Origin of the sequence: Peribacillus asahii, from assembly GCF_004006295.1 — a bacterium.
Lineage (GTDB): Bacteria > Bacillota > Bacilli > Bacillales > DSM-1321 > Peribacillus > Peribacillus asahii_A.
The window spans coordinates 1,268,133-1,281,073 of the sequence record NZ_CP026095.1 but is presented as its reverse complement, the minus strand read 5'-3'; the positions used below and the strand labels follow the sequence as shown (position 1 = coordinate 1,281,073).

At 39.2% G+C, this 12,941-nt stretch carries 13 protein-coding genes; 2 read left to right on the top strand and 11 right to left on the bottom strand.

All coding sequences use genetic code 11. The features are described 5' to 3' along the window. Window positions 1–134: 134 nt before the first annotated feature. Entirely contained in the window at window positions 135–1,286 is a 1,152-nt protein-coding gene (locus tag BAOM_RS06330; RefSeq protein ID WP_286676303.1) for an amidohydrolase, read from the top strand. A 79-nt stretch (window positions 1,287–1,365) separates the two neighbouring features. On the opposite strand, the gene BAOM_RS06325 is transcribed toward BAOM_RS06330, so the two are convergent. Together BAOM_RS06325 and BAOM_RS06320 are read right to left on the bottom strand one after the other, a co-directional pair. Continuing rightward, on the bottom strand, window positions 1,366–2,031 hold the full coding sequence (locus BAOM_RS06325) for a phosphatase PAP2 family protein (protein ID WP_257467669.1): 666 nt from the start codon (window positions 2,029–2,031) through the stop codon (window positions 1,366–1,368). 85 nt (window positions 2,032–2,116) lie between these two features. Further along, window positions 2,117–2,698, bottom strand: a complete 582-nt coding sequence (locus BAOM_RS06320) for a DUF1836 domain-containing protein (RefSeq protein ID WP_127759550.1) — start codon at window positions 2,696–2,698, stop codon at window positions 2,117–2,119. Between the two features lie 134 nt (window positions 2,699–2,832). Between BAOM_RS06320 and trhA the strand changes: the two genes are divergently transcribed. Next, complete coding sequence (gene trhA / locus BAOM_RS06315) at window positions 2,833–3,480, top strand: PAQR family membrane homeostasis protein TrhA (protein WP_127759549.1); 648 nt, start codon at window positions 2,833–2,835, stop codon at window positions 3,478–3,480. Between the two features lie 57 nt (window positions 3,481–3,537). On the opposite strand, the gene BAOM_RS06310 is transcribed toward trhA, so the two are convergent. The 9 genes from BAOM_RS06310 to BAOM_RS06270 all read right to left on the bottom strand — a co-directional run bounded on the left by BAOM_RS06310 (window position 3,538) and on the right by BAOM_RS06270 (window position 12,938). Further along, complete coding sequence (locus BAOM_RS06310; RefSeq protein WP_127759548.1) at window positions 3,538–4,551, bottom strand: aliphatic sulfonate ABC transporter substrate-binding protein; 1,014 nt, start codon at window positions 4,549–4,551, stop codon at window positions 3,538–3,540. 39 nt (window positions 4,552–4,590) lie between these two features. Next, window positions 4,591–5,349 carry an ABC transporter permease gene (locus BAOM_RS06305; protein ID WP_119118754.1) on the bottom strand — a complete coding sequence of 253 codons (759 nt, stop codon included), beginning with the start codon at window positions 5,347–5,349 and terminating at the stop codon, window positions 4,591–4,593. Then, window positions 5,282–6,124 (bottom strand): ABC transporter ATP-binding protein, encoded by an 843-nt coding sequence (locus BAOM_RS06300; protein ID WP_127759547.1) that lies wholly within the window; start codon window positions 6,122–6,124, stop codon window positions 5,282–5,284. The genes BAOM_RS06305 and BAOM_RS06300 overlap by 68 nt, the downstream gene beginning before the upstream one ends. Window positions 6,125–6,431: 307 nt before the next feature. After that, window positions 6,432–7,214, bottom strand: coding sequence for an enoyl-CoA hydratase/isomerase family protein (locus BAOM_RS06295; protein WP_127759546.1), 783 nt, complete (start codon window positions 7,212–7,214; stop codon window positions 6,432–6,434). 19 nt (window positions 7,215–7,233) lie between these two features. Beyond that, window positions 7,234–8,433: a thiolase family protein gene (locus BAOM_RS06290; RefSeq protein WP_127759545.1), complete on the bottom strand. Its 1,200-nt coding sequence runs from the start codon at window positions 8,431–8,433 to the stop codon at window positions 7,234–7,236. Between the two features lie 13 nt (window positions 8,434–8,446). Continuing rightward, entirely contained in the window at window positions 8,447–9,595 is a 1,149-nt protein-coding gene (locus tag BAOM_RS06285) for an acyl-CoA dehydrogenase family protein (protein WP_127759544.1), read from the bottom strand. After that, window positions 9,592–10,407, bottom strand: coding sequence for a 3-hydroxyacyl-CoA dehydrogenase family protein (locus BAOM_RS06280; protein ID WP_127759543.1), 816 nt, complete (start codon window positions 10,405–10,407; stop codon window positions 9,592–9,594). The genes BAOM_RS06285 and BAOM_RS06280 overlap by 4 nt, the downstream gene beginning before the upstream one ends. Window positions 10,408–10,425: 18 nt before the next feature. Continuing rightward, on the bottom strand, window positions 10,426–11,319 hold the full coding sequence (locus tag BAOM_RS06275; protein WP_127759542.1) for a 3-hydroxyacyl-CoA dehydrogenase family protein: 894 nt from the start codon (window positions 11,317–11,319) through the stop codon (window positions 10,426–10,428). Between the two features lie 2 nt (window positions 11,320–11,321). Further along, on the bottom strand, window positions 11,322–12,938 hold the full coding sequence (locus tag BAOM_RS06270; protein ID WP_127759541.1) for a long-chain-fatty-acid--CoA ligase: 1,617 nt from the start codon (window positions 12,936–12,938) through the stop codon (window positions 11,322–11,324). Window positions 12,939–12,941: the final 3 nt, after the last annotated feature.

Sequence of the window (12,941 nt, the reverse complement as noted above, 5' to 3'; positions counted from 1 at the left end):
GAAATAGATAGAAATTCGAGAAATATGTATAAGAAGCTACTTCTGCATTGACTTCTTTCAGATGCTTACCATAATATTTACATTAAGGAAGAAATGGACTTATACATATTTTCATTGAAGGAGAGGGAAAATCGTTGGCTATAAACGATACAGAATTAGAAAAATATTTAGTAGAATTCAAACGTGACCTTCATATGAATCCAGAGTTATCAAATGAAGAATACGAAACGACTCAAAAAATTAAAGAAGCACTAAAGTCCCAAAATATTACCATTCTGGATTTACCACTGAAAACTGGAGTCGTTGCCGAAATTAAAGGCAGCAAACCCGGCCCAACTATTGCGCTTCGTGCTGATATTGACGCACTCCCGATTTTAGAACAGGCGGATGTGGCGTTCCCATCTACCAACAAGGGAGTCATGCATGCATGTGGACATGATTTTCATACGTCTGTTATATTAGGAGCCGCTTTTTTATTAAAGCAAGCAGAAGAAAAGTTAGCAGGAACCATCCGCTTCATCTTCCAGCCAGCAGAAGAAACATCTCATGGTGCGAAAGCAATTTTAGAAACAGGGGCATTGGATGATGTCGATGCGATATTCGGACTTCATAATGATCCAACTTTACAAGTAGGCGAGCTAGGGACAAAACATGGGGTATTAACAGCTGCTGTGGACCGTTTTGAAATACGGGTAACAGCAACGGGTGCACATGCAGCAAAACCAGAAGAAGGAAATGACCCGATTATTATTACGAGTCACATCATTTCGGCGCTTCAAACGATTATTAGCCGAAACGTTGCACCGCGAGAAGCGGCTGTGCTCAGTATTACGCAAATACATAGCGGAAATACATGGAATGTGATCCCGGATTCCGCTTATTTAGAAGGAACGGTTCGTACATTTAGTAGAACGGAACGAGCATTTATTGAACAACGTATGCGGCAAGTGTTACATGGTATTGGTGTCACATTTGATGCAAAGGTTGAATTCTTTTGGCATTCAGGACCGCCATCCGTTGATAATACACCAGAATGGGCCGATTTCGCCCTTGAAATAGGAGATAAAACGGGCTATACCACAAAAACGCTCGAAGCTAGCTCTATTGGCGAAGACTTCGCTTTATACCAAGAAAAAATTCCAGGTGCCTTCGTCATGATTGGCTCAGGCGGACCATATGACTTACACCATCCAAAATTCAAAATAGATGATACAGCACTCTTCCCAGCTTCACAATATTTCTATGAATTAGCTGTTGGAGTACTGGAGAAATCGAATCTAAAATAAAAAAGGAAACCCATAAGTGCTGTCTTATGGGTTTCCTTTTTTATAGTTTGTTTTGGATTCCCACCAATTTGTGCCGAGTTCACGCCGAATTCCGGTCAATTCTAAAAGAACTCCTCTTTTCTTGGTATCTTTGAAAAACGGCGATTGTAATCGCAAGCCAGCATCCGCTCGCCAAGTATCCAGCGATAATATCACTAGGATAATGCACACCTAGATAGATTCGACTGATTCCAATCGTAACAATCATGGCCATGCTAAAGATAATCAACAAGCTTCGTCCCCATCTAGTAGGAATATGACGCCATAGTAAAAAAGCAAGAATCCCATACATAGACGCCGCATTCATCGCATGTCCACTCGGAAAGCTGTATCCTCCAATTTCAATCAACCGATGCAAATCCGGGCGGGCTCGTTGAAAAAACTCTTTTAAGAGACGGTTTAAAATAGGCGTACCAACAAGCACGGCAATAAATAAAATAAGCTCTATTCGATGCTTCAATACTGCATATAAAAGTGCCATCGTGAACAGAGAAATAACAATAATTGCCTTGAATGATCCAATAAACGTAAAAAATTTCATAACCGCTGTTAAATATGGCGATTCCAGCCCTTGAACAAAGGCAATGATTGCACGATCAAATGCCGTAACTTCATTTTGACTAAATAACAATGCCATCATACTAAATCCAATCAAGAATACAATGCTTAAAATAAAAATCCACGATAATTGAAATTTATTATTCACAAGAAATACTCACCTCAACACATAAGGAATAGGAGAACTATGTAGCCTTACTCATTATTTTTAATCATCTCATCATTCCCTACTCTTACTTAACTTCTTTTCCTCCAATAATTTCATCAACTAATTTTTCTGCCGTTCTTCGATATACATTGCTCATCTGAACAAGTGAAGCAATCAATAAAACCTGCTCCAAATAGGAACGATCACTATCTTCTAGAGCTTGCATTTCCTCTTTTACATCCTGGATATGCTCCTTTATCTCTTCATAAAAATTCTCAACATTTTTCGTATTCACAGTAAGAACACTATTATAAAATTCATCTAACCGGAACTCTTCCTCCACAACCTTCCGATTTAAGCCTTCAAGCAGCTCTTTAATATCATTAATAGATAGAGCTCCTTTCAATTGATAAATAAGACTGATTAAAATCAGATGCTCTTTAGAATACTTTTTATTTTTAATTGAAAAAAACAATTTCCCTTTTGCATAGTTGTTAACCATTGTTTTTGTCAGAACTTTTTCTTCTTCATTTCTTTTTGACCCATTAAATTTATTCTCAAATAATTGAATCACTTGGTCCATATATAAATCAATTTCTGGAATGTCATTTAAAGAAATATGACTTTCCAATTCTAGCTGATTTAAAATATCCTGTATGTTTTTCATCCAAAAACCACCTATATTTATTGTATAGCTATTATTTTATCCCATAAAAAACACTTCGTAAACCTTGACTACATATCGATATACATATAATATAATAAGTAGTTTTAAAAACTATATAGAGGAGCATCCATATTATGAATCAGTATATCCGAGAACCTATTAATGGATTTACCCATTTAGCTGGAGCAATTTTAGCTTTTATTGGCTTGCTGGCACTAGTCATCAAAGCAGCCTCTACAGGAGGATCTCCCCTGACAATTACCGCTGTCATCCTATTTGGCTTAAGCATGATTCTTCTGTATTCTGCATCCGCTGCGTATCACATGGTTATTGCGAAAGACAGAGTGATTGCTTTTTTAAGAAAACTAGATCATTCCATGATTTTTATTTTAATTGCTGGAACATATATTCCGTTTTGCTTAATCAGTTTGCGCGGAGTAACAGGATGGGCATTATTTTTCATTATCTCTTCCATTGCCCTATGCGGAATTTCTTTTAAAATGATTTGGTTTAATTGCCCTCGTTGGCTCTCTACTGCCCTATATATTGCCATGGGTTGGATGATTATTTTTGTCATCGCCCCATTATCTTCGGTCTTAAGCTTTCAAGGAGTGCTTCTATTAATAATCGGAGGGTGTATTTATACGATAGGGGGCTTGATTTATGCGCTTAAGCCAAAATGGCTTACTTTTAAAAACTGGGGGTTTCATGAGATTTTTCATATTTTTATTCTGTTAGGAAGCTTAGCCCACTTTATGAGCGTGTACTTTTTTGTACTGTAACATCTCATACATCATCAAAAAACTCCGATACATAATCGTATCGGAGTTCACTTTTTATTATTTTATTCCTTCAAGAACTGTAAGGTCAATCAAGCCTTTAATATCATTGCTTGGGATATAGTTTGCTTCTTTGCTAATATCCGCCATTTCTTGAATTACTTTTTCATTCACATCTGTCGTTACTTCTAAGCGGGAGAACGCCGCTTCTACTTCTTCTTTCTTCAACTCTTTACCTGTTAAATCTTTCAAATGCTTAATAACAACTTCTTGGCTTTCTTCAGGGTTGTTTTGAATAAATTCTACCGCTTTTTTATGAGCTTTCAAATAAGAAGCAGCAAGACCGTCTTTCTCTAAAAACTCCTTACTAGCAGCTACTACTGTATTCGTAGAGTCTTTGCCCCATGCGAATTCATCCCAATCTAAAAGCAGCTTACCACCTGCCTGATTTTCTAACACATAGCCCCATGGTTCCTGAGTAGCTGCCGCATCCACTGATTTTTGAACGAAAAGAGAAACCGTATCTGCAGGAGCTGACGCAAATAATTCTACTGAACCACCATTAGTTGTTGGTTTTAAATCCACCTCTTGAAGCGCTTTTCTAAGCATTACATCTTGCGTACTCCCAATAACCGGAATAGCTACTTTTTTGCCGTCTAAATCTTTTAGATCTTTAATATTACTTGCTTCACTTGTAACAAGTACAGCCCCGCCATTGACTGCTCCAGAAATCAAATGATAGTTTGGATTTTTCACATAGAAGTTAAGCAGCGGTCCAGGACCAACTGTACCAACATCGATTGCTTTTGTAGCCATCGCTTCCATAAATAATCCGCCATTGCTAACGGTTTTTGTTTCAATTTTCACATCTTTACCGAATTCTTCCTCAAAATAGCCTTTTTCAAGCGCCACAATTGTCGCGATATGCGTTAAGTTTGGGAAGTAACCAATTTTAACCGTTTTTTCATCAGAACCAGTTTCTGCTTTTTCTTCTTTTTGATCAGATTGTGCACAACCGCTTAATATACCAATAAATAGTATAGAAGCAATGAGTGTAAACAATAACTTTTTCATCTTCTTTTCTCCTTTTTTTAAATAAGTAACTTCTACAAACTAGCGTGAACTAACTCCCCACTTTAATTGAACATTGCGTTCTAAGCGAGAAAATACAACATTATCTACAATTGTTCCAATAATAGCAATAATAATCATAACCGAAATAACTAAATCCATTTGACCAAGTGATCGACCCATTTCTAATAGTTGACCAAGACCGCCGCCTCCGCCAAGCAGCTCCCCTGCCATTAAGGCGCGCCAAGAAAACGCCCAAGCAATACGTAAACCAGAAATGATTTGCGGTACGGAAGCCGGTAAAATGACCGTACGTAAAAAATGAAAACCACTTGATCCATAGGTTTTAGCAACTCGTTGATACAGCTGCGGAACATTTTTGAAGCCGCTCGTAGCATTGACCGTCATCGTCCAAGTAGCCCCAATCGTTACGATAAAAAGAATGGAAAAATCATTTAATCCAAACCAAATAATCGCAAGCGGAAACCAAACAATACTTGGAATGGACTGCAGAGCTGTTACAACAAAGCCGAGCGTATCTTCCACAAGCTTGTAGCGCCAAATAAAATAACCTAGAATAAGACCGATAACAATAGCTATCGTAAACCCAAGTAAAATCCGTCCTATACTTTTTAAAATAGCTTCCGTAATTTGTCCGCTTATTATACCGTTAACCAATGTATCTAATACCTGAAGAAGGCCTGGAAACATAAAATCAGGAAGGCTTGAAAGTCTAGATGTGACTTCCCATATCACCGCTATCATTGCGATGAACAGGACCCGTCTTAAAGCTGTAGTCATCTCCCATTTCCTCCTTCAATACTTTTTCGATTTCCTCCTGTAAAATACTCAAAACTTTCTGCTCCGTATGTAATGTAACACTATCGGGCATGACTCCGTCTTTCATCGATGGAACCGAAATAATGTCTTTGATTTTCCCTGGACGAGTAGCAAAGACAACGACCTTTTCTGAAAGCTGAACAGCTTCTCGAATATTATGAGTAATAAAGAAAATCGTTACTTTTGTTTTTCTCCAAATTTCTATAAGTTCTTTATGTAACACCATTCTCGTCTGTTCATCTAGTGCTGAGAACGGCTCATCCATTAATAAAATATCTGGTTCCATGACTAAAGCTCTTGCAATAGCAACCCTTTGCTTCATGCCTCCGGATAACTGATGAGGATACGAATCTACATAACGGCTAAGGTGAACCATCTTTAATACTTCTAATGCTTTTGCCTCAGCTTCTGCTTTTGACATTTTCTTCAGCTTCAAACCATATGTAACATTCTCTAATACGGTTAGCCATGGAAACAATCCCGCCTCTTGGAAGACAACAACCCGCTCTGGCCCAGGCTTCTTCACCTTTTGGCCTGCCACTCGTATATCTCCAGCATCCGGCTGATCAAGTCCTGCAATTAAATATAGCAGTGTTGATTTCCCACAGCCCGATGGTCCAACAATCGAAACAAAGCTTCCTTTTTCGGCTTCAATATTAATATTATCGAGTACTTTCACTCGTTCTTTCTTCTCATTAATAAAGCTTTTTTCAACCCCATTAATTGTTAAATACATGCAACACACCTCACTTTAAATCTAAGTTGTCTAATTCAATATTGTCCCTAAATCATAATTAATCCTATGAATTTCGTCAAGATTGTTAAGAGATAATTTTATATTCTTTGCATATTTCTTTAAAGGTTGGCTATATTCGATAGTTTTAGTCAAATATTCTACTATTATTTAGTGGAATTCACTGTATTAACATGAGGGTATTTGCAATGGATATCGAAATTCCCCAACAGAAACTCAAGAATTTTATGATTTATCAAACAATAAGAAAGACCATTCCCTATTATAACGGAATGGTCTTTTTATTTCATTACTTCGATAGAAATACAGGCTTTCTTTTTTCAATAAAGGCCGCTGTTCCTTCTGTTTTATCTTCTGTAGAGAAGAGAACCGCTTGAGCAAGGCGCTCAATCATTAATCCCGTTTTCATATCGACATCTGAGCCTAAATGAATCGCAATCTTCGCAAGCTTAACCGCAAGAGGCCCTTTAGCTAAAATTTGTTTCGCTGTTTCTTCTACTTTGGCTTTTAAATCAGCAAGCGGAACGACTTCAGACACTAAACCAATCTGTTTCGCTTCCTCTGCTGAAATAAATTTCCCTAGTAAAATCATTTCGATTGCTTTTCCTTTCCCAACTAGTCGTGTAAGTCGTTGGGTTCCACCAGCACTCGGAATAATCGATAAATTTAATTCTGGCAATCCCATTTTCGCATGATCTGCAATTAGGCGAATATCACAAGCCATCGCTAATTCACAGCCGCCGCCTAGCGCAACCCCATTAATCATCGCAATTGTCGGTTTTTCATACGATTCAATATAATCATAGACTTCTTGCATTCCTCCGGCTTGTAACATATCCAATGATTGACGCGCATTCAACTGGTTAATATCAGCACCCGCTGCAAAAGCTTTGTCTCCTTGTCCACAGAACACGACACAACCGACTTCGCGATCGTTCTTTAGTTCTTCTAGTGCTTCTACAATCTCCGCTAACGTTTCCTTACTTAATCGATTTCTTACTTCTGGTAGATTAATAATGATATAAGCTAGATTTTCCTCTCGTTCAACTACAATCGTTTCATAAATCGTCATTCCGATTCCCCCTTTCTCATCATGAATTAGTTTGTAAGTTTTCAATAAGAATCGCCATACCTTGTCCGCCGCCTATACAAAGAGCTGCAACTCCATAACGTCCGCCTCTTCGTTTTAATTCATGCATTAATGTCACGACAATACGTGCACCTGTTGCACCTAGTGGATGTCCCAGTGCAATTGCTCCACCATTTACATTGCATTTCTCAGGATCAATTCCTAGCTCTCGCTGAACAGCTAGCGCTTGTGAAGCAAAGGCTTCATTGATTTCAAATAAATCAATATCGTTAATTGTTAACTCAGTACGTTCTAATAATTTTTGAACAGCTGGTACAGGCCCAATTCCCATAATTTCTGGTGGTACACCAACTGCTGCCCAATCTACGATAGCCGCATATGGTTGAAGATTTTGAGCAACTGCTTCTTCTTCTGACATAAGTAAGACCGCTGCTGCTCCGTCGTTACGGCCGCATGCATTTCCTGCTGTAACCGAACCATCTGGTTTGAAAGCAGGTTTCAGTGTTCCTAGTTTCTCTAATGTCGTTTCTGGACGTGGATGTTCATCTGTGTCCACAACAATCGTTGAGCGCTTCACTTGAACGGTTACTGGAGCGATTTCCTCACGAAATACATCTTGTTTAATTGCTCGATCCGCACGCTGTTGGCTTTCATAAGCAAACTTATCTTGATCTTCTCGTGAAACGTTATATTTCTCAGCAACATTTTCTGCTGTTATCCCCATACCTAATTGATAGCCGTACGTTTCTTGAGGTTGTTGTCCATTTTCTTTATTGGAATCAACTAGCTGAGTCTGATCGCCGCCAAAGCGTGAACCGCGAATGAAAATCGGTGCATTACTCATACTTTCCGTCCCGCCCGCAATGACAACTTTCGCCTGGCCTGATTGAATTTGTTGAACACCTGAAGCAATAGCCTGCATACCAGATGCACAAAGACGGTTAACGGTGAAAGCTGGTGTACTTGAAGGAATACCTGCTCGCAGTGCAGCAACACGAGCAACATTGGAAGCTTCTGACGTTTGACGAACTTCTCCTAAGATTACTTCATCCACAATTGTTGGAGACACATTCGCTTTTTCTAGTACACTTTCAATTACTCTTGAAGCTAAGAATCCCGATTTTACATCTTTTAATCCCCCGCCATAACGCCCAATTGGTGTACGTACTCCATCAACAATAACAATTCGATTCTTTTCCATTTTTTCTTCCCCCTTAGTTATATTCTTTATTTAATTGACCGATAATAATATTTTTTTGAATTTCTGAAGTTCCTTCATAAATGCGGGTAATACGAGCATCACGATAAAAACGTTCAATTGGGTAGTCGGCAATATAACCGATGCCGCCATGTATTTGTACCGCTTTATCGGCAACACGATTGTATACTTCTGAACCAAATAATTTTAACATCGCTGCTTCTTTAATAACTTTCTTCCCTTCATCGACCATCTGGGCGACGCGATATGTAAAGGATCTTAGAGCCTCAATATCAACAGCCATTTCCGCTAACATATGAGCAACAGCTTGATGCTCAATAATTGGCACATTAAATTGAATACGCTCTTTTGCATACATCATCGATAAGTCAAGTAATTTTTGAGCAGAACCTAAATTTCGAGCGGCTAAACCTGCACGGCCATTGGCTAAAATTTTAAGTGCATTGACATACCCTTGTCCTTCTTCACTTAACACATTTTCAACAGGTACTTCGCAATCTTCCATAATGATTTCTGCGGAGTGAGATCCACGCAGACCCATTTTTCGCTCGACAGCTCCTACATGAAAACCTGGAAAATCTTTTTCAATAATGAAAGAAGTAATTCCTTTCGCACCTTTTGACGGATCCGTTACAGCCATCACTGTGAATATATCCGCTTCGGTAGCATTCGTAATATAATGTTTCAAGCCGTTTAAAATATATTTATCACCTTTTCTAACAGCCGTTGTTTTCAAATTCGTCGCATTCGATCCTGCTTGCGGTTCTGTTAAGGCAAAGGCACCAATTCGATTCCCTGCAGCCATATCGGGCAAGTATTTTCTCTTTTGCGCTTCATTGCCCATCTCGACAATTCCAACCGTACCAATTCCCGTATGTGCACCAATCAAAGTCGTATAGCCGTTATGTGTAGCACCGATTTCTTCGTACAGCGCACATTTCCCAACCATACCAAGTCCTAGCCCGCCATACTCTTCCGGGATGCTTAGTCCAAACAACCCCATCTCTCTAGATAGTTGAACAATTCTCTCAGGAATACGGTTTTCTTCTTCAATTTGCATCGCAACCGCTTCTACCTCTGTTTGAATAAAATCACGAACATTCTTTTTTAGTAATTGAATATCTTCACTGATTGCTAGACTCATAATTTATTGCCCTCCTCATCATATCTGTAAAATCCACGACCAGCTTTTTTGCCAATCCAGCCTGCTTTAACATATTTTTTGAGAATTGGACAAGGACGATATTTCTCTCCTAATGTTTCATATAAATATTCCATATTACGTAACCGTGTATCAAGGCCGACTAAATCAGCCAGTTCAAGCGGGCCCATCGGATGATTCAAGCCTAACTTCATCGCTTTGTCGATATCTTCAATAGACCCTACACCTTCCATAACCATATTCATCGCTTCATTCCCAATTAAGCAATTCATTCGGCCAGCAGCAAAACCAGGAAATTCATTGATTTTCACACACTCTTTGCCTAGACTTTGCCCAAACTCCATACTCGTTTGGATCGTCTCTTCACTTGTTTCAAGCCCACAAATGACTTCAATGAGTTTCATCTTATGAACAGGGTTAAAGAAATGAAGAGCGATACATTGACCCGGCCTAGATGTTTGTGAAGCAATTTCTGTAGGACTCATTGTTGATGTATTCGTAGCGAGTATAGCGTGTGGAGGAGCAAATGTATCAAGTGCTTTAAAAATCTCCACTTTTAGATCCATCAGTTCTAGTACAGCTTCAATCACTAAATCAGCAGATTTTACCGCTTGTTGTAAATCTGTTTCAAACTGAATGGACACAGAATCTGTAAATTTGCGAATATACGTTTCACATCTCTGTAAAGATTCTTCACTTACATCTTGTACGACAACATCATACCCTGCCTGTACACAAGCAAGAGCAATTCCTCTCCCCATCGTGCCTGCACCAATTACTGTAATGTTCTTCATTTCTCTCTCCCCAATCACTTAGACTCTTTGTTCAATTCGTTTTCCGTTCTCATCGTATTCATAGAAACCTTTACCCGTTTTCTTGCCTAGCTCCCCTTTTTCTACTTTCGCCGCTACAACAGCCGCTGGTCGGTCTTTCTCATCACCACTTTCTGAGTAGCGTTGCATCCGTACAAAGTAATTCACATCAATGCCCGTTAAATCCATAAGAGCAAACGGTCCAATTGGATGATTTAACGCCTTCGTCACAACAAGGTCGATTTCTTCATGTGAGGCATAGCCATTTTCATATAAGAAAACCGCTTCATCCATTAACTTTCCAAGAATACGATTCGCAATAAAGCCCGAAATCTCTTTCTTTAATAAGACTGGTATCTTACCAATCGATTTAATAAAATCGACGCTCTTTTCCGCTGTTTGATCAGATGTATGCGGTCCTTTTACGACCTCAACTAGATCCATGACGAGCACAGGGTTAAAGAAATGAATATTACATACTTTTTCAGCACGACGAACGGAATCAGCTAGCTTAGAACTTACGATAGTCGAGCTGTTCGTTGCCAAGATCGTATGCTCTGGCACGATACGATCTAGCTGCTGGAACAACGATTGTTTCGCTTCTAACTTTTCAACAATCGCCTCAATAACTAAATCACTAGTTTGCAAGTCTGTTAGTTCCGTTGTAAACGTAAGCCTAGCGAATGCGCTTTCAACCTGCTCTTCAGTAAACTTCCCTTTTTTCACACGTCTTGCCATTTGTTCTCTTAGAAAAGCTTCGGCCTTTTGTAAACTTTCCGTTGCAATATCTTGTAAAATGACTGGATACCCACCAAGGGCGGTAACCATTGCAATTTGCGATCCCATCGCTCCAGCTCCGACTACTCCTACTCGTTTAATCTCTTGATTTCCCACTATTATTCTCCTCCTTTTTCTAATTCTTCTTTGATTAATAGACGCTTTAGTAATTTCCCTACACCATTTCGCGGTAATTGATCTCTTACTTCAATCATTTTCGGAACTTTGTATGGCGTTAATTTTGTATAGCAATACCCTCGAATTTCATCAAGATCGAGTGTACAGCCATTTTTCGGCACAACATAAGCTTTCACCATTTCGCCATTGTCTCGATCAGGTATTCCGACAACGGCCGCTTCCTGAATATCTGGATGTTCATACAAGACTCCTTCTACTTCCTGAGGATAAATATTAAATCCACCTAAAATAATCATTTCCTTCTTTCTTCCAACAATATAAAAGTAACCTTCCTCATCCATCGTAGCGAGGTCTCCTGTGTACAACCAGCCATTTTGCAACGCTTGGGCACTTTCAGACACATTATTCCAATACCCCTTCGTCACTTGAGGTCCTTTAATCAAAAGTTCGCCTACCATATTGGCACCAAGCTCTTTGTTATCTTCATCCACAATCTTACAATCCGTTTCAGGTACAGGAATACCGATACTCCCAACCTTGTGTTCTCCATTGATTGGTGTACGGTGTGTAGTTGGTGATGTTTCTGACATACCGAACCCTTCCAAAATTGAGGCGCCTGTCAACTCTTTAAACCTATGAATAATCTCTACAGGTAAAGGAGCCGATCCTGACGAACAAACTTTTAATGATTCTAACCCCGAAGTAGCCGCATTCGGATGATTAACAAACGAGATATACATTTTAGGCACACCTGGAAACATCGTTGGTCGATGTTTTTTTACTTGTTGAAGAACGTGATCTACATTAAACTTCTCAATGACTAATAACCTAGCACCTAAATAGATCCCTAGATTCATAGCAGCTGTCATCGCATACACATGATAGAGAGGAGTTACAGTTAGAACCGTTTCTTGCCCAAATTCCACTCGTTGACGATATAAAACAAAGCTTTGGTAGACATTTGCAACTAAGTTATAGTGCGTTAACATCGCACCCTTCACTTTCCCTGTCGTTCCCCCTGTATACTGAATAATTGCAACATCTTCCACAGGGTTAATCGATGCAGCGTGTTGAAGCGGAGAAGTTGACTCGATTAATTCTTTCATCGAGTCTCCCCATTCAACTTCATGAGTACTTACGGTTGTCGATAACATTACATGCTTAAAAGAAAAGACTTCACGAATCGTATCAACCGTTGCAACAGAACGAGCATCTACCACGATATAAGCAACATGAGAATCTTGGACAATTTGTAGCAATTCTCTCGGCGTATAAGCAGGGTTAATTTGAACAACAATCGCACCGATTGCCTGAGCAGCATAATAAGAAACGATATAATCTGGATGATTGGCAACCATAACGCCGATTCGCTCGCCCTGCTGAACCCCCTTATTTATCCATGCCTGAGCTAAACAATCCACTCTTCGTTTAAGTTCTTTATACGTAATTTCTTGATCTTCAAAAATAATGGCCGGCTGTTCTCCAAATCGCTGAACTGAAGTCTCGAACATGGCATACAATGAAATCTTCGGAATATGAAACGTATCTTTTATTTCTTCATAATATTTGTTCCACGGCTTTACTTGTTCCGTTTCCAAGAT